This is a genomic window from Streptococcus sp. LPB0220, from assembly GCF_008727815.1.
In the GTDB taxonomy this organism is placed as follows: domain Bacteria; phylum Bacillota; class Bacilli; order Lactobacillales; family Streptococcaceae; genus Streptococcus.
Genome location: NZ_CP044230.1, coordinates 2,047,286 through 2,065,038 on the forward strand (window position 1 = coordinate 2,047,286; position 17,753 = coordinate 2,065,038).

Consider the following 17,753-nt stretch of genomic DNA (forward strand, 5'->3'; position numbering starts at 1 on the left):
TAGTTTCTAGGAGTTGGGCTAAAAACGTCCCCCGGACTTACCAACTCTTTCTAATTTCTTGGAGTTGGGGTAAAAACATGCACTGGATGTTTTTACTCCTCCATAAAGCTGTTGAAGACTTCTTCGATCATATCCCATTCTGCATCTGAGTCTTCTGGGATTGGTTGAAGGTCGCCTTCTGTTCCGTCTTCGTTTTCTGTAAATGAATAAGCTTGGATTTCAACTTCGCCGTTTTCATCTTCTTCTGCATTTGCAGGGATCAAAAGGACATAGTTCTTTCCAAATTCTTCTTTGCCATCAATGGTCAAAAGAATTTCAAACAAGGTTTCATTTCCTTGTTCATCCACCAATGTAATTAATTCACGTTCTTCATGGTCGTGGTTATGATCATGTGCCATACTATTCTTCCTCGTTTTCTTTCTAAAAATTGCGATCTAAATAATTTTGTAAAATAAGCTGCGCTGCTAACTTATCAATAACTTTTTTACGTTTGCTACGGCTAATATCTGCTTGCTCAATCAACATCCGCTCTGCAGCAACTGTCGTCAACCGTTCGTCTTGGTAGTCGACTGGCAACCCAAACTTTTCAGCAATCATTGCGCCATAAGCCTGACTGGCTTCCACACGCGGTCCGCTTGTGTTGTTCATGTTTTTCGGCAAGCCCACAACAAAACGGTCTACCTTGTATTGAGCCACTAATTCGGCCAAGCGCTCCAAACCGAATTCTTTTTTGTCTTCATCGATTTGGATGATTTCAAGACCCTGAGCTGTAAAACCGAGAGGATCACTCACAGCAACCCCAACGGTCTTTGAGCCAACATCCAATCCCATAATTCTCATTAGAGGTCTATTCCTTGCCCTTTCAAATAATAACGTACCAATTCTTCCACGATCTCATCTCGTTCATATTTACGAATTTGGTTCCGTGCATTATTATAACGAGGTACATAGGCAGGATCACCACTGAGTACGTATCCTACGATTTGATTAATTGGATTGTAGCCTTTTTCATCCAGTGACAAGTAAACATCTTTCAAGGTCTCGCTAATTTCCTTACGATTTGAATCATCAAGATTAAAACGTACTGTTTCATCTGTAAATCCCACAAGAACACCCTCTTTCCTTAGAATATTACTATTATACCATAATTAAGAGTTTTCCACAACGGCCAAGCCCTTGATTTTACGGCTTTTTCAAGCATTTTTGAGCTATTTTAGCTAAACTGTTTTTTTATTTTTGCTCACTCGCTCCAGCATTGATGAGATTGTCCGCAAATTGACTCGGTGTCAGCTTCAACAACTCCGGTAAGTGATTGTTTTTGAAGTAAGTCATGCCTTCGGCTTTCTTCACATCCATCGCTTCAAAGTCATAGGTGATCGTTACCTTGTATTCATTCTCATTTTCCAAGGTCAAATCAGCTGTGAAACCTGGCACTGTCAAAGCTTCCTTAAAGGCATCGTCCTTGTTAAAGGATTCTCTCAATTGCTTTTGCGCTTCCTCTATTCCAACCTGTTGGATCCCTTTTTTCAACTCCTCATCGGTTGCCGTCACATTGATGGTCTCCAACTTTTTAAAGGTATTCCCCACATAGGTGACGATTTGCGTCTGTTGTGTCCCCTTGTCATCTTTTGGAAAAACAAAGGTCCTTGTGACCACTTGATTTTCTTCAGCCTTTTGCAAGATACTCTTATTATCCTTTTGCAGCTGTTCTGCTTTCGCTTTAATTGCTTTTTGCTCACTTGAGGTTGGCGTTTTCACTTGCTTTTTTTGACCGCATCCCGTCAAACACAAGACAAGCGCACCCAATAAGAAGATTTTTCTTTTCATTTTCCATTCCTTACTAGTTATTGTTTTCTAAAATATTGTATCATAGATTTCGTAAAATGGCGTAGTAAACTGCTTTTCATTTCGATTTTTAAAAAAGAAAAAATCAGAAACAAATTGTTCCTGATTTTCAATCTCTTTAAAGGGCTGCACGCATCCGTGCTTCTGTATTTTCTACATTTCGAACTGATCGTGGCAAGAAGGCACGAATATCATCCTCTTTGTAGCCCACTTGGAGGCGTTTATCATCTACCAAGATTGGACTTTTTAGAATACGTGGGGTTTCCATAATGATGTCAATGACTTCATTGACACTCAAGTCTTCGATATCCACTCCTAGATTTTTAGCGTATCGATTTTTTGAAGAGACAATACTTGCCACTCCATTTTCAGTCTTTGTAAGGATATCCAATAATTCTTCTTTGGTGATCCCTTCCTTACCGAGGTTTTGTTCTTTATAAGTTAGCTGGTGAGCGTTGAGCCAAGTCTTTGCTTTTTTACAGCTGGTGCAACTTGACACTGTATAAATTTTAATCATGCATGCACTCCTTTCGCTACACGATAATACTATCGTATTAAATTATAACACAAAAACCATCAGTCTAGCGACCTATTTTGAAAAAAATTAATCTTCAATTTCAATCGCGTCATCTAAATCTAGAGTTACTTCTTCTACGACAGGAGCTGCTTCTTCAGTTTTATCAAGGGTTTTCACTGCTTCGTCTTCTTCGATCAAACCAAAATGAACCCGAACCTTGTGGTCGATTTCGTCAAAAATTTCTGGGTGGTCAGCCAAGAATTTCTTAGCATTTTCAGATCCTTGACCAATTTTTTCGCCATTATATGAGTACCACGCACCCGCTTTTTGGATGATATCCAAATCTGTTGCAATCTTCACCAATTCACCTGTACGTGAAATTCCTTCCCCGTACATGATTTCGACCATGGCTTCTTTGAACGGTGGAGCTACCTTGTTCTTCACAACCTTGATCTTGGTTTCCTTACCAACGTTGGTATCTTTTTGGTCCCCAGTCCCCTTGATTTGAGTATTTCCACGAACATCTAGACGGACAGAAGCGTAGAATTTAAGGGCACGACCACCAGGTGTGGTTTCAGGGTTCCCAAACATGACCCCAACTTTTTCACGCAATTGGTTGATAAAGATGGCAATGGTCTTTGTCTTATTGATCGAAGCTCCGAGTTTACGCATCGCTTGGCTCATCATCCGCGCTTGCAAACCAACGTGGCTATCCCCGATATCTCCATCGATTTCCGCACGAGGTACCAAGGCCGCAACAGAGTCGACAACCACCAAATCAACCGCACCAGAGTCGATCAATTTACCAGCAATTTCAAGTCCTTGTTCCCCTGAGTCTGGTTGAGACAAGAGAAGTTCGTCGATATTGACTCCGAGAGCTGCTGCATAAGATGGATCCAAGGCATGCTCCGCATCGATAAAGGCAGCAATGCCTCCTTCTTTCTGTGCTTGCGCTACTGCATGGAGGGCAACGGTTGTTTTACCAGATGATTCTGGACCATAGATTTCGATGATCCGACCTTTTGGATAACCACCAGCACCCAAGGCAATATCAAGCGCCAAGGAACCAGAGCTCATGACTTGTACTTTTTGCTCTGCACGTTCCCCCAAACGCATGATCGATCCCTTACCAAAGTCTTTTTCGATCAATTTCAGGGCATCATTGAGCGCTTTTTCACGCTCATCTCCAAATTTCTTAGAGATATCATCTAATTTTTTCTGTTTTTTCGCCATTCTTTTCTCCTATGTTTTTACTATACAGGAAATGCATGCAACTCACCGACGTTTTCCGTCATTTGAAAGGCACATTTCCTATCCATTTTTAGAATTATTCTTCATTTGGCACAAGCTTCATTATACCAAATTTTCACCATTTAATACAGCCAAGCGCACCAAATTAAAGGCATGAAGGACTGCAATTTCGCGGACATCCGCCCGGCTACGTCCAGCGATATTGACTTGGACACTATCCACTCCATGTGGAGTCGCAAGTCCGATAAAGACGGTCCCTGCTGGATGCCCTTCTAGACTATCTGGCCCCGCAACTCCGGTTAGGCTAACACCATAATCGGATCCTGTTAACTTACGGGCCTGTGAAGCCATGGCTTGTGCTGTAAAATGAGACACAACTCCATGTTGCTCCAACTCTTGAGCTGGAATAGACAACATCTTGCTTTTTTCTTCCAGACTATAGGTGACAAAACCACCCGCGAAGATGCTGGACGCCCCTGAAAAATCTGCCAAAGTCGCTTGAAAGAGGCCAGCCGTCAGGCTTTCTGCAACTGTAATGGTCTTACCAGTCCCTTTCAAGAGATCAAAGGCAACCTTGGCCATCGAATTGTCATCCCCATAACCGTAAAACAGTTCATGCAAGGGTTGATGGTCCAGCGTGTGACGTGATAAGATTTCCTTTTCTAAGACATCGAGCTTAGCATCCGCTGAAGCTTGATCCTTCGCCTTTGTAGATAGACGCAAGGTTACTTCTCCCGTCTTGGCATAAGGGGCAACCGTCGGATCACTCTGCTCTTCAATGATATCTGCTAGGATCGTAACCAGCTGGCTTTCCCCAATCCCAAAGAAGCGCAAGACTCTTGAAAAGAGCTGTTCCCCTGTTGTCAAATGAGGCACCAATTGTTCATTGACCATGGGTTTTAACTCACTTGGCGGACCAGGTAGAACGACATAGGTCACATCATCGACTTCAATCAAACCTCCAACCGCGAGACCTGTACGGTTTTGAAGGGGGATTGATCCGGCGATCATTTGTGCTTGTCGCTCATTATTGGGCGTCCGGACATAATCAGGGCGACTGGCAAAGAAGGTGTCGAGTTTAGCAAGCGCTGTCGGATCAAAAACCAGTTCTTTCCCTAAAAACTTAGCAAGGGTTTGCTTGGTCAAATCATCCTCTGTTGGCCCAAGTCCACCGCATAAAATCACCAAATCACTGCGTTTTGAAGCTGTCTCAATGGTCGAGAAGAGACGGCCTTCATTGTCTCCTACCGCCACATGATAATAGACATCAATCCCTAAACTAGCCAATTTTTCAGACAAGAATTGAGCATTGGTGTTCACAATTTGTCCTGTTAGAATTTCTGTTCCAACTGCAATAATTTCCGCCTTCATGGTGCCTCCCACTTATACTATTCGTAATTTTCATTCCATTTTAACACAATTTCCTAAATTATTTAAAAAACAGATTGAAGATAAAGTCCATTTTGGACAACTTTCTTCAATCTTTTTCTTTTAGAGTATAAAGTAAAAAATTCTTAGAAACACTATTACATCAACATTCCTAAGAGTTTTAACTATGTGGCAATCAACTTCTAAAGGGCTATTTTCTATTGTTGATAGAGCTTATCTATATTCTGAAGAGGCTGGAACAAAAGTCCTAGCCTCTCAATTGTTTTTGGATTGTCGAGCAAGACGCAGTGGTTGAGTGGGCTCTACTACGCTGATTTCATCAGCTTTTACAGCCCTACTCAACTATGCGGAGGTGGGACGACGAAATCGAATTCTAACGAATTACCGATTTCTGTCCCACTCTCTTTTTTACTACTTTCTTGATCTAAAAGCCTTCTTCTGACTCTAATTCTTGTTGTTTCCCCTCATCTTTTATGATACAATAGCATCAATTTATTTCTAGGAGGATGAGATATGGTTTCTACTATTGGTATTATAAGTTTATCTAGTGGGATTATCGGAGAGGACTTTGTCAAGCACGAAGTGGACTTGGGGGTCCAACGACTCAAAGACCTGGGACTCAATCCTATCTTTTTACCTCATTCACTAAAAGGCTTAGACTTTATCAAAGAACATCCTGAAGCTCGTGCAGAGGATTTGATTCAGGCATTTTCTGATGATAGTATCGACATGGTCCTATGCGCCATCGGTGGAAACGATACCTATCGCTTGCTACCTTATCTTTTTGAATATGACCAACTACAAAAGGTTATCAAACAAAAGATTTTTCTTGGCTTCTCGGATACGACCATGAACCATCTCATGTTGCATAAACTAGGAATCAAGACTTTTTATGGGCAATCCTTTTTTGCAGACATTTGTGAGTTAGACAAAGAAATGTTGCCATATAGCTGCCACTACTTTAAAGAATTAATTGAGACTGGTAGAATCTCAGAAATCCGCCCTAGTAACGTTTGGTACGAGGAACGGACTGATTTTAGTCCCAAGGCTCTGGGAACACCTCGTGTTAGTCATGAAAATACAGGTTTTGACTTGTTACAAGGCAATGCTCAGTTTGAGGGAGAAATCCTCGGTGGTTGTCTTGAGTCTCTCTATGATATTTTTGACAACTCTCTACACGCAGATAGCACAGACCTCTGCCAAAAATACAAACTTTTCCCCGACTTGTCAGACTGGGAAGGAAAGATCCTCTTGCTAGAAACAAGCCAAGAAAAGCCTGAACCTGACGACTTCAAAAAGATGTTGCGGACTTTAAAGGAAACTGGTATATTCGCGGTCATCAGTGGACTCTTGGTCGGAAAACCTATGGATGAAACCTTCTATGACGACTATAAAGAGGCACTATTGGATATCATTGATAGCAATATTCCGATCGTCTATAATCTGAATGTTGGACACGCAACTCCAAGAGCAATTGTCCCCTTCGGAGTCCACGCCTATGTAGATGCAACGGAGCAAGTCATCCACTTTGATTATAACAAAGAAAGCTGAGATGGATTTCTCAGCTTTTTTCTATATTCTCTGATGTTCTAGTCATCTAACGTCACTTATTTCCGCTTTTCCACTCACAATCATTCTCGTGGTCATCAACCAACCCTGCTGCCTGTAAAAAAGACAAGACCGCAACGGGACCTGTAAACTTGAAGCCCCGCTTTTTGAGGTCCTTGGCTAGCTTCTCAGAAAGAGCTGTCTTAGCTGGAGCCTGTCGGTAATCTGGAACATCATTGACGATGGTTATCCCATCGACAAAAGACCAAAGATAAGCATCAAACGATTCAAATTCTTCCTGAACTTGTAAAAAGGCTTGAGCATTGGCCCGTGTCGCAAAGATCTTGGCACGATTTCGGATGATGGCTGGATTGTCTAATAAAGCTTCCAGTTCAGAGTCGGTCATCTCTGCAACGCGTTGAAGGTGGTAACCATGAAAAGACTCTCTGAAAGCCTGCCGTTTATTGAGCACCGTCTCCCAAGATAGACCAGCCTGATAGGTCTCCATACAGAGTAACTCAAAAAGGGCCTGGTCATCATGGAGGGGCCGTCCCCATTCCTCATCATGGTAGGCTACATATAACGGATTGGTCATTTTGACCCAGCCACAACGTTTTGGCATCTTCTTCTCCTATTTCACCAACATCTTAAGGGCAGACTTGATATAGTTCTCAGCAGTATCAGAAGTTCCTTCAATGAATTTCTTGATTTTCTTGAGTTCCGTTGCCTTGTAGCCCAATGCCAACATGGCTTCCATGGCTTCTTCAAGGGCTTGGTTTTCTTCTACAACTTTGGCTTTGGACTGAGCCGGTGCATCTTCTAGATCAAGATTGATCTTACCTTCTAGGTCCAAAACCATCTGTTGGGCTGTTTTCTTGCCGATCTTCGGAAACTTGGTCAAGTAAGTGATGTTCTTGCTTTCGATGGCTTGGACAAGGCCTGCATTGTCATCTGCAGCAATGATAGCCAGAGCTGAGACAGGTCCAATCCCAGAGACTGAGATCAAGTTTAAAAAGAGCTGTTTCTCTTCTTCGGTCGCAAAGCCATAGAGAAGGTGAGCGTCTTCCCGAACCACTTGGTGCAGATAGACGTGCACCTCTTGATTCATTTTACCAGAGTAGGCATAGGGATTGGCCACATGCAAGAGATAGCCGATCCCAGCTGTCTCCACCACGATGTATTTGGCGGTGATTTTTGTTAAAATTCCTTTAATGTATTCGTACATAATCTTCCTTTATTGTTTGATTAATATTTGCCCAATTCCCGTAAACTGGTGTGATTTTCCTGAATGCGTCGGAACATCTTTTCCATATCTGACTTGGTAAAGTTAACCAAAACCGGACGGCCATGAGGGCAGTTATAAGGGTTGTCACATTGGGACAGTTGGTAGATCAGATCGCGTGCGGAGTAATCATCCAGCGTGTGGTTGGCCTTGATGGAGCGTTTGCAGGACATCATGATGGCCAACTCAGCCCGGTATTTCTTGATGGACACTTCCTTGGTCAAAAGGAGCATATCACACATTTCATAGATGCCCGACTCGATCTCTTCTTCCTTCATCCAGATCGGATGCTCCCGTAAGATCAACTGGTTAGCTCCGTATTCTTCTAAGTAGACGCCCACTTCTTCTAAGAGGTGCTTGCGCTGTTGCAGGCGGATCAGATCGTCTGTAGGGAACTCAAAGATATAAGGCACCAGCAGTTGTTGCTGACTGCCGTCTACGTCCCCGATGCTCTCCCGGTATTCTTCGTATTTGACCCGCTCTTGGGCCGCGTGCTGGTCAATGATATATAGGCCCCCATTTCCTTGGGCAAAGAGATAGGTTCCATGCATCTGACCAAAATATTCCAATTCTGGGAAGGTCGAATGTTCTTCCCCATCCAACTTATCATAGGCCTTGTCTAGACTAGCCAGATCCAACTCTGGGTGATCCAGTTCATCATAAACCACAGTCTTTCTTTCCGCAAACTTGATCGCGCTTGTTGGTTTTTCTACGGTGTTTTCTTGGCTTGTAGAATCAGCAGTTAGCTCATCTGCTAGAGGCCGTTGAGGATCTGCCACTTCTGGTCGAAGTTTGAAATCTCGACTTTCTCGGTCATAATAGAGGCGGTTTTCTTTTAAAGGCAGGGTCGTCTGTACTGCCTTTTCTGTTCGACGAATAGTCGACTTGGCTAGATTTTCTAGAGCATCCGGAATCAGGTTCTGCTCTTTCAAAGCGTTCGCAATAGCCTGGGAGATCAAGGCCATTAGTTCTCGTTCTTTGGAGATGCGAACCTCTTGCTTAGTGGGGTGAACATTGACATCCGCTAAGTAAGGGTCGATCTGGATATTAATGATCGCGAGCGGGAAGCGGCCCACCATGAGTTTACTGCCGTAGCCGTCTAAAATAGCTCGATTGAGCAAGAAATTCTTGATGTAACGGCCGTTGATAAAGAGACTGATGTAATTGCGATTTGCACGAGTCAATTCAGGCAAAGACACAAAGCCCGTCACTTCAAAATCTAGGTCGCGATTTTCAATAGCCACCATCTTCTTGGCAGACGCCAGGCCATAGACACCCGCAATCGCTTGCCGGAGATTGCCCGTCCCCGCTGTTTTGGTCATTTCTTTTCCATCATTGATCAAGGTAAAGGCAATCTCAGGATGGGCCAAGCTCAAGCGGTTTAGAATATCCACGATATGGGATAGCTCTGCCTGCTGGCTCTTTAAATACTTGAGACGAGCAGGTGTATTAAAAAAGAGATCTTCCACTGTGATCTTGGTCCCGACAGGGCTTGTCGCTAGCTCTACTTCCTCAATTTCGCCACCCTTTGCAACCAATTTGGTCCCGTGGGCAGCTCCTTCTTGCGCCGTCAGAAGGGTTAGAATACTGACAGAAGCAATGGAAGGCATGGCCTCACCACGAAAACCAAGTGTTCGAATACGAAAAAGATCCACTTGACTCTTGATCTTACTGGTCGCATGTCGACGGAGGGCCAAAGCGACCTCATCATGCGCAATTCCTTCCCCATTGTCTGTAATCCGAATCGACTTCAATCCTGCTTCTTCGATTTCAACAACGATCTGGCTAGCCCCAGCATCGATCGAGTTTTCAACCAACTCCTTGACCACGCTAGCAGGTCGTTCAATCACTTCACCTGCCGCAATCTGATTGGCTAGGACTTCTGGCAATTCAATAATCTGTGACATGTCTGCTCCTTTACCTATTTTTTCACCGATACATGTAGCTCTATTATACCACAGATCTACAAGACTCCCTTTCTTAAAAAATAGAGGCTGTCCCCATCTTCTTCCTTAAAAACCGCATAGGCAAAGAAAACGACCACATAGACAAATCCCCTTGTCTTCCCTTTGGAAAAAGTGTTTAATAGTAGTGTAAAGAAGGAGCCGGGCTAGCAGGCCAACCGACTTTACCCAAAGGAGGGAGAAAATATCTTATGAAAGTTGAAGTACACATTGATTCCCACTTCCAAGAAGAAACGGTGATGATCACAGCACCTGCACTATCTGCGCGTGTAGAGAAAATCCGTGACTTTGTGGAAGAATTGGATCAAAAAGGGCGCTTACGTGCCAAAAAGGATGGGGAAGCTTACCTGATCGAAAGCCAACTATTCCAACGTTTTTACATTGAAAATCGGCAAGTAATTGGCGAGACCATGACAGATCAATTTATTCTGACTGGACCACTCTATCAGCTATCTGAAGACTTGCCGACCTGCTTTCTCAAAATTTCCCAATCTGAAATTATCAACACAAAAGAAATCGATCACCTGCACTTTACCAGTGGAGGATCGGTGCAAATCTATCTTAAAAACGGGAGTCTGACCTACTCCTCCCGTCGTTACTTGAAAGCCATTAAGGAGAAATTATCATGCTAAAACAATCTTTTTCTGACGCCCTGAAAGGCATTCTCATCGGGCTCATCCTATCCATTTTCTTTTCCTACCTCTTCTCACCTGAGTTGTACCTTCCCTTAAGTCCCAACTCTGCAGTCGGTCGCTGGATGTTCTTGCATCATGTTCACGGCTCACTGGTCATGCTCTATTGTGCCCTCGTTTGGGGTGCGATTGGGGTCCTCTTTAGCTTCGGAAGTCTCCTCTTTCAAAAAGACTGGAGCCTCTTACGGGCTACTCTGAGCCATTACCTACTCATGTTGCTTGGCTTTATTCCTCTAGCTACCTTAGCCGGCTGGTTTCCAGCACGACTCGGATTTTACCTCTCACTCGTTGTCGAATTCACCCTCGTTTACGTGATCATCTGGTTGGTCTCCCATCATTTTTATAAAAAACAAGTTCAAGAAATCAATCAAAGCATTGCTAACCACTAAGCAAAAAGATCCTCAGTGCTACGAGGATCTGAAAGTAGAGATAAACTGTTCCTTTATACAAATCTAATAAATTCTATAAAAAATATACTCGTTATAGTTGTTCAATCATCTACTGAAACTTTCCGCTGTGAGAAAAGTGCCTGAAACACAATTGTTTCAGGCACTCGGAATTATTGAGACCTTAGGCTCAATAATTAGTCTTGGAACTTCGAAGAAGTTCGCTGACGTCCGTACTCACTTAAGGAAAGTTTCTAAGATGACTTTGTCTTCAATAAAAGATCCTCGCTGTCACGAGGATCTTCTTTTATAATTTCTTTTTCAATTCGGCGACTGCCATCATGACTTCCATGGGAGTCATATTGTAGAGATCCAGATTCTTCAATTCTGTGATCACTGTATTTTCTGTTTCTTCCTCAAAGAGGGACATTTGTTCAGCAACCTGCGAAGACACTTCCTTTTTAGGAGTTGCATCCGCAAGCGGTACTTGCTGGGCTTGTCCTTCGAGCTTGGTCAAAATCGCATCCGCCCGCTTCAATAATTCTTCTGGCAAACCAGCGATCTTGGCCACGTGAATCCCATAAGATTTATCAGCTGGTCCGGGTTCAATCTTGTGCAAGAAGGTAACCTGACCATCTCGCTCCAAGGTCGCAACATGAACATTTTCCAAACGGGACAAGGTCTCTGAGAGTGCCGTCAACTCATGGTAGTGGGTTGCAAACAAGGTTTTGGCACCGGTTCGATCGTGAATGTATTCGATGATGGACTGGGCGAGGGCCATCCCATCATAGGTCGCCGTTCCCCGTCCCAACTCATCAAATAAAATCAAGGACTGAGGCGTTGCCTTGCGAATGGCATGATTGGCCTCCATCATTTCCACCATAAAGGTAGACTGACCCGATACCAGGTCATCAGCAGCTCCGATCCGGGTATAAATCGCATCAAAGATTGGCAATTCAGCCCTTTGCGCTGGAACATAAGAGCCAATTTGGGCAAGAATCACAATGATCGCCAATTGGCGCATATAGGTAGACTTCCCGCTCATATTTGGCCCCGTAATCAGCTGAATATCCCGTTCTTCATCCATAAAGATGCTATTAGGAATATAGGACTGGGCTCCCATCACTTTCTCAACAACCGGATGACGACCTTTGTCGATCGCGATTCGTCGTTCTTCATGAAAGAAGGGACGATTCAACTGTTGCGACTCAGCGACACTGGCTAAACTTTGTAAAACATCAACCGTCGCAATCGCCTGAGCTAACTGTTGCAGACGTTGGATATACTTGCCAACTTCTTCCCGAATCCGCATAAAAATCGTATATTCCAGATTAGCAGACTTCTCACGCGCCTCTAGCATATCTCCTTCGATGCGTGCCAATTCCTCCGTACCAAAGCGTTCTGAATTTTTCAAGGTCGCCTTGCGGAAAAAGTGAGCAGGAACGTGACTCAATTGAGAATTGGTGACATGGAAATAATAGCCATCCTTCTTGTTGTAATCGATTTTTAGACCTGTAATGCCACTGGCTTCGCGTTCTTTGGCCTCAATCTCAGCAATCCAACCAGTACCATCCCGAAGAACGACACGATACTGATCCAATTGCTCGTCAAACCCAGTTCGGATGATATTTCCCTCCGTAATAACAGCAGACGCTTCCGGAGCAATAGCTGAGGTAATCAAGCGGTGCAATTCAGGAAGTTCATCCAAGCGTGCAATTAAGACATCTAAGACTGGATCACCAATCCCCAGTAGAATCGACTTGATCGTCGGCACATGCCCCAGAGTATCTCCTAGCTGCAAGAGATCCTTAGGATTGATCTTGCCAAAGGAAACACGACTCGCTAAGCGTTCAATGTCATAGACCCCTTTGAGACTGTCGGTCAAATCGCTCCGTTCAAAGAAATGATCCATAAAGACCTGAATGATGTCCTGGCGCTCTCGAATCCGTTTCAAATCGACTAAGGGTTTCTGAATCCAGGACCGCAACAAACGACCGCCCATGGCCGTCTTGGTTTCATCCAAATACCAATACAAGCTACCATGTTTCTTCCCAGTCCGCGCATTCTCTGTCAAATCAAGACTAGCCTTGGTCGCAAAGTCCATCTGCAAGAAATCGCAAATCTCATAATGATGGGCTTTTTTGAGGTGGCTCAATTCCCGCATTTGTGTCTGGTAGACATACTGGAGAAGTTTTCCAGCCGTTTTCTTTTCTAGCTCACTCAACTGATCCCCTAAGAGTTGAACATCGTCGAGCGCCGTCTCTACATGTGACAGCAAGAGATTCATCTGGCTAACAAACACACGCTCTTCCTGTTCTGGCAACTCATAACCCAGGACCACCTCACGCGCACGTAAATTGCGGATTTCTCCACAAACCATGCTAAAGTCATTGAGGGTCGTCACCTGAAACTCCCCTGTCACCAGATCCATATAGGCTAGCCCATACTCATTTCCTGAACGATCCAAAGCAACCAGGAAGTTGTTCTCACTATCTGGCTTGGTCGAATCCACCACTGTACCCGGCGTAATCACCTGTACGACTTCACGCTTAACGACCCCCTTGGCTTCTTTAGGGTCTTCCATTTGTTCTGCAATCGCGACCTTAAATCCCTGTTCAATGAGAACATCAATATACTGCTGAGCCGAGTGGTAGGGAACACCCGCCATGGGGATCGGATTCTCTGCATTTTTATTCCGTGAGGTTAAGGAAATCTCTAAAATTTGAGCTGCATTCACTGCATCTTCATAAAATAATTCGTAAAAATCTCCCATTCGAAACAGCAAAAAGGCATCCGGATAGTCTTTTTTGATATCTAGATACTGCTGCATTCCAGGGGATATTTTCTCTACTGCCATACTTCTTTATTCCTTACTGTTGCATCATTTTCTGACACAAGCTCCATAGATGAAAACAGGAGTAGATAGCTCACTATCTTCCTCCTTTTGACATCTTAACAGGGCTTGATTACTGCATCATCCCTAAAATTTCATTTTGAATTTCAATGGCTGCCTCTTGGTCTCGACAAACAATCAAGAGGGTATTGGCCCCTGCTACTGTTCCCAAAATACGCTCATCTGACATTTCATCTACACCATTGGCCAAGAGAGCTGCTTCTCCTAGCTCTGTCCGCAAAACCAAAGTGAATTCTGCTCGTGAGACAGACTTGGCGTGGCTGGACAACATAATATAAATCTCTGCCACCTCAGGCTCATTTGGCAAAATATAATACAACTGGTCTTTTCGTTTCACCTTGACTAGACCCAGATCGCGCAAATCTCGTGACAGAGTTGTTTGCGTTACAGCAATTCCTTTTGCTTCTAATCGATCCTGAATCTCTTTTTGAGTCGACAATTTTTCATTTCGAATCATTTGTTGAATCAAAAGGTGACGTTCTGTCTTTTTCATTGGACCTCCACTTTTGAATAAATATACTTTAAATTATACCAAAAAAATTGAAAATTCGCTCAGAATTGTGTTAAAATAATAGTTAAAAGGACTAAGGAGCTAATATGAACAATAAAGAACTCATTGCTAGTGAATTGGCCAAAGTGATTGACTCTCTTGACCAAGATGCTATTTTAAACTTGCTTGAACAACCAAAATCATCTGATCTTGGTGACATTGCTTTTCCAGCCTTCTCACTTGCAAAAGTGGAACGCAAGGCTCCTCAAGCAATCGCTGCAGATATTGCTGAAAAGATCGACCAAAGCGCCTTCGAAAAAGTCGTTGCAACTGGACCTTACGTGAACTTCTTCTTAGACAAATCTAAGATCTCTGATCAAGTAATCAAATCCGTCATCGAAGCAGGTGCAGACTATGGTCAACAAGACGAAGGTCATGGCCAAAACATTACCATCGACCTTTCAAGTCCAAATATCGCAAAACCATTCTCAGTTGGTCACTTGCGCTCAACCGTTATCGGGGATGCTCTTTCAAACATCTTCCGCAAAATGGGCTACAACACGATTAAAATCAACCACTTGGGTGACTGGGGTAAACAGTTCGGTCTCTTGATGGTGGCTTACAAAAAATGGGGTAGCAAGGAAGCTGTCGAAGCCAACCCAATCGATGAATTGCTAAAACTTTACGTTCGGATCAACGCTGAAATCGAAAACGATCCTGAGCTTGATGATGAAGGACGTCTCTGGTTCAAGAAATTGGAAGATGGAGATCCAGAAGCGACTGAGTTGTGGCAATGGTTCCGTGACGAAAGCTTGGTAGAATTCAACCGTATCTACAAACTCCTCGGTGTTGAATTTGACAGCTTAAACGGAGAAGCTTTCTACAATGACAAGATGGATGAAGCTGTCCAAATTCTTGAAGAAAAAGGCTTGTTGAAAGAGTCTAAGGGTGCTAGCATCGTTGAGCTCGATGATGTCAACCTTCCACCAGCTATGATTAAGAAATCAGACGGTGCCACTCTTTACATCACGCGTGATATCGCAACCGCTATCTACCGTGCACGGACTTACAACTTTGTGAAAAACATCTATGCTGTAGGTCAAGAACAATCTAACCACTTCCGTCAGTTGAAAGCTGTTTTGAAGAAAATGGGATTTGACTGGAGCGACGATATGGTTCACGTTGACTTTGGTTTGGTGACAAAAAACCGCCAAAAATTGTCAACTCGTAAAGGAAATATCATCCTTCTCGAACCAACTCTTCAAGAAGCCATCTCTCGTGCCAAAGCGCAGATCGAAGAAAAGAACCCTGAATTGGAAAACAAGGAAGAAGTGGCACATGCAGTCGGTGTTGGTGCGGTTAAATTCTACGACTTGAAGACAGACCGCCGCAATGGGTATGACTTCGACCTCGAAGCCATGGTATCCTTTGAAGGAGAAACTGGACCTTACGTTCAATACGCTTACGCTCGTATCCAATCCATCCTTCGCAAAGCCAACTTCACACCATCTACAGATGCGACATACAGCTTGAGCGATCCTGAAAGCTGGGAAATCATCAAGCTTCTCCAAGACTTCTCTCGTGTGGTGAAACGTGCTGCTGAAAACTATGATCCATCCTTGATCGCAAAATATGCTATCAACTTGGCTCAAGCCTTCAACAAATACTATGCGCACACTCGTATCTTGGATGAAAGTCCAGAACGCGAAAGCCGTCTTGCTCTTAGCTACTCAACAGCAGTAGTCTTAAAAGAAGCCCTTCGCTTACTTGGTGTCGATGCACCTGAGAAAATGTAATTTCTTATCTATGATGGATACGTAGAACATCTCTTATGGGAGTGAGAGGAGAAACTAAATGCGATTCAATTTAGTTCTTTCTCACTCCTTTTCTCATGTCCAATGCCTTTCATTCTCTACATTTTCAGATCCTTTATATACAGGAGAAATCTATGAATCAAACCGTTTACATCTTAATTTTCATCAGTTTAGTGGTCCTCTTTTTATTTAACAAGTACGAGAGAGAAAAACTACAACGGCTCTTACAAGAGCAACTCTTGAAAGATCAAGCTTTCAAAGATAGCATCAAGGAAAAAATCCAAGAGACCGACAATATCAACGATGTCATCCATGCCATCAACAAAGACTATCGATTGGGGCTCCTACTTGCTAAAGAAATCACAGAAAAATTAAAATAAGCCATAGAAGAGGAGTCATATAAAATGTGACTCCTCTTCTATTCAGTCGCAACAAATAAGAGGCTGGGACAAAAGTCCTAGCCTCTCAATTATTTTTGGATTGTCGAGCAAGACGCAGTGGTTGAGTGGCCTCTACTACGCTGATTTCATCAGCTTTTACAGCCCTACTCAACTGTGCGGAGGTGGGACGACGAAATCGAATTCTAACGAATTACCGATTTCTGTCCCACTCTCTTTATTTTAAAGATGATACAAATCTTCTACAATGGCGGCTACTTTTTTAATATCTCCCAACATCCCCCGCATTTCAAAATCGGCTAACATGGGGAAACCAAAGCGTTGGCTGTATTGCTTAGCGGTTAAACAATATTGATTGTTAAAATTCCGATTGCCTGATCCAACCACTCCTAAGCACTTGCTGGCATTGTCTCCATAAGCAATAAAATCCGCAACATCTGTCGTCAAAATTTCCACATCGCCATTGTCAACACCATTTCCACCCTCCAAATAGGTAGGCAAAAAAGTGATAAAAGGATTGGTCATTTCAAAGAAGGACTGGCCCTCTTTGACCATGTCTTTCACATGCACTTTCTCGATTTCAAGTCCGGGATGGGCTTCCAGCAAATAGTCACTTAAGCGGCGGACAAAACTCTCTGTATTCCCACTCAGACTAATATAAACAAAGGATACTTTCATCTTTTTTCTCCAATCAAGAAGCTCTCTTATCCTCTAAGAGAGCTCCATTCAAACTTATCTATTATGCCCTAGCTTGAGCTTTTCTCAAACGCAAGGTTTTATACAAAACAATTCCAAGGAAGAGAAGAGATAAAGCAGTCAAGAGCAACAAAGCAATGGACGAAGATGCTAGATATCGTTGACGAAGGGACGGGTTTGAAAAACTAGCCAATAGCGGACGCCCTGCAAAATAATTATAGCAAGAGAAGGCTTGACTTAATAAAATCTGCCCCATGTAAGTATAATGGGCTGTTAACAGATCCTGCTTCATAAAGAGGAAATAGAAAGTTGCCAGTAAGGCAATCAGAATCAGGGAAACAAATAAAAAGGTTAGTGGAGACTGATTGAGTTGGGCTGATTTCTCATAATATGTCACATAGTCCGCCTTGTCTTGAGCCGTTGTTAAACCAAGTTGTTTCGCAAAATCATCTGTCAGCTCAAAACTCTTTGAAGCTCCAAAGGTTGAGACAGCTGAAGTCAGGGTTCCAACCGTAGAGAAAAATAACAGGATGTAAAGATAGATAGGTTTCTTTTTCATACAAACTC

Annotated in this window: 19 protein-coding genes; 5 read left to right on the top strand and 14 right to left on the bottom strand. The window is 43.3% G+C overall.

Translation table 11 applies throughout. The features are described from left to right. Positions 1-92 precede the first annotated feature (92 nt). The 7 genes from LPB220_RS10325 to LPB220_RS10355 all read right to left on the bottom strand — a co-directional run bounded on the left by LPB220_RS10325 (position 93) and on the right by LPB220_RS10355 (position 4,984). Positions 93-398 carry a DUF1292 domain-containing protein gene (locus tag LPB220_RS10325; RefSeq protein WP_003001941.1) on the bottom strand — a complete coding sequence of 102 codons (306 nt, stop codon included), beginning with the start codon at positions 396-398 and terminating at the stop codon, positions 93-95. Between the two features lie 22 nt (positions 399-420). Next, positions 421-840 (bottom strand): Holliday junction resolvase RuvX, encoded by a 420-nt coding sequence (gene ruvX / locus LPB220_RS10330; protein WP_023919889.1) that lies wholly within the window; start codon positions 838-840, stop codon positions 421-423. Next, on the bottom strand, positions 840-1,106 hold the full coding sequence (locus tag LPB220_RS10335) for an IreB family regulatory phosphoprotein (protein ID WP_003002070.1): 267 nt from the start codon (positions 1,104-1,106) through the stop codon (positions 840-842). The genes ruvX and LPB220_RS10335 overlap by 1 nt, the downstream gene beginning before the upstream one ends. 124 nt (positions 1,107-1,230) lie before the next feature. Beyond that, on the bottom strand, positions 1,231-1,827 hold the full coding sequence (locus tag LPB220_RS10340; RefSeq protein ID WP_150906727.1) for an SP0191 family lipoprotein: 597 nt from the start codon (positions 1,825-1,827) through the stop codon (positions 1,231-1,233). 136 nt (positions 1,828-1,963) lie between these two features. Continuing rightward, positions 1,964-2,362: a transcriptional regulator Spx gene (gene spx, locus LPB220_RS10345; protein ID WP_150906729.1), complete on the bottom strand. Its 399-nt coding sequence runs from the start codon at positions 2,360-2,362 to the stop codon at positions 1,964-1,966. An 87-nt stretch (positions 2,363-2,449) separates the two neighbouring features. Then, on the bottom strand, positions 2,450-3,595 hold the full coding sequence (gene recA / locus LPB220_RS10350) for a recombinase RecA (protein ID WP_003002082.1): 1,146 nt from the start codon (positions 3,593-3,595) through the stop codon (positions 2,450-2,452). 120 nt (positions 3,596-3,715) lie between these two features. After that, a complete protein-coding gene (locus tag LPB220_RS10355) occupies positions 3,716-4,984 on the bottom strand; it encodes a competence/damage-inducible protein A (protein ID WP_150906731.1) in 1,269 nt (422 codons plus the stop codon). 531 nt (positions 4,985-5,515) lie between these two features. Here LPB220_RS10355 and LPB220_RS10365 point away from each other — a divergent pair. Further along, on the top strand, positions 5,516-6,553 hold the full coding sequence (locus LPB220_RS10365) for a S66 peptidase family protein (RefSeq protein WP_150906733.1): 1,038 nt from the start codon (positions 5,516-5,518) through the stop codon (positions 6,551-6,553). A gap of 52 nt (positions 6,554-6,605) precedes the next feature. Here the strand turns inward: LPB220_RS10365 and LPB220_RS10370 are convergent, their stop codons facing one another. From LPB220_RS10370 to mutL, 3 genes are read right to left on the bottom strand one after another with little or no spacing between them, the layout of a single operon-like run. Then, complete coding sequence (locus LPB220_RS10370; RefSeq protein WP_150906735.1) at positions 6,606-7,172, bottom strand: DNA-3-methyladenine glycosylase I; 567 nt, start codon at positions 7,170-7,172, stop codon at positions 6,606-6,608. 9 nt (positions 7,173-7,181) lie between these two features. Further along, positions 7,182-7,775 (bottom strand): Holliday junction branch migration protein RuvA, encoded by a 594-nt coding sequence (gene ruvA, locus LPB220_RS10375; RefSeq protein WP_150906737.1) that lies wholly within the window; start codon positions 7,773-7,775, stop codon positions 7,182-7,184. A gap of 20 nt (positions 7,776-7,795) precedes the next feature. Then, complete coding sequence (gene mutL, locus LPB220_RS10380) at positions 7,796-9,739, bottom strand: DNA mismatch repair endonuclease MutL (protein ID WP_070594641.1); 1,944 nt, start codon at positions 9,737-9,739, stop codon at positions 7,796-7,798. 248 nt (positions 9,740-9,987) lie between these two features. On the opposite strand from mutL, the gene LPB220_RS10385 reads away from it, so the two are divergent. Both LPB220_RS10385 and LPB220_RS10390 read left to right on the top strand, forming a co-directional pair. Beyond that, positions 9,988-10,428 carry a LytTR family DNA-binding domain-containing protein gene (locus LPB220_RS10385; RefSeq protein WP_070594642.1) on the top strand — a complete coding sequence of 147 codons (441 nt, stop codon included), beginning with the start codon at positions 9,988-9,990 and terminating at the stop codon, positions 10,426-10,428. Continuing rightward, positions 10,422-10,877 (top strand): DUF3021 domain-containing protein, encoded by a 456-nt coding sequence (locus LPB220_RS10390; RefSeq protein WP_024054970.1) that lies wholly within the window; start codon positions 10,422-10,424, stop codon positions 10,875-10,877. The genes LPB220_RS10385 and LPB220_RS10390 overlap by 7 nt, the downstream gene beginning before the upstream one ends. A gap of 304 nt (positions 10,878-11,181) precedes the next feature. Here the strand turns inward: LPB220_RS10390 and mutS are convergent, their stop codons facing one another. Both mutS and argR read right to left on the bottom strand, forming a co-directional pair. Beyond that, on the bottom strand, positions 11,182-13,731 hold the full coding sequence (gene mutS, locus LPB220_RS10395) for a DNA mismatch repair protein MutS (RefSeq protein ID WP_070594643.1): 2,550 nt from the start codon (positions 13,729-13,731) through the stop codon (positions 11,182-11,184). A gap of 109 nt (positions 13,732-13,840) precedes the next feature. Next, positions 13,841-14,281 (bottom strand): arginine repressor, encoded by a 441-nt coding sequence (gene argR / locus LPB220_RS10400; RefSeq protein ID WP_023919910.1) that lies wholly within the window; start codon positions 14,279-14,281, stop codon positions 13,841-13,843. A gap of 104 nt (positions 14,282-14,385) precedes the next feature. On the opposite strand from argR, the gene argS reads away from it, so the two are divergent. Both argS and LPB220_RS10410 read left to right on the top strand, forming a co-directional pair. Beyond that, positions 14,386-16,074 carry an arginine--tRNA ligase gene (argS, locus tag LPB220_RS10405; protein ID WP_049515225.1) on the top strand — a complete coding sequence of 563 codons (1,689 nt, stop codon included), beginning with the start codon at positions 14,386-14,388 and terminating at the stop codon, positions 16,072-16,074. Positions 16,075-16,226: 152 nt separating this feature from the next. Continuing rightward, on the top strand, positions 16,227-16,472 hold the full coding sequence (locus LPB220_RS10410) for a hypothetical protein (protein ID WP_049515223.1): 246 nt from the start codon (positions 16,227-16,229) through the stop codon (positions 16,470-16,472). A 240-nt stretch (positions 16,473-16,712) separates the two neighbouring features. Here LPB220_RS10410 and nrdI read toward each other — a convergent pair whose 3' ends face one another. After that, a complete protein-coding gene (gene nrdI, locus LPB220_RS10420) occupies positions 16,713-17,168 on the bottom strand; it encodes a class Ib ribonucleoside-diphosphate reductase assembly flavoprotein NrdI (protein WP_049516115.1) in 456 nt (151 codons plus the stop codon). A gap of 61 nt (positions 17,169-17,229) precedes the next feature. Then, complete coding sequence (locus tag LPB220_RS10425; RefSeq protein ID WP_021154108.1) at positions 17,230-17,745, bottom strand: hypothetical protein; 516 nt, start codon at positions 17,743-17,745, stop codon at positions 17,230-17,232. Between the last annotated feature and the right edge of the window lie 8 nt (positions 17,746-17,753).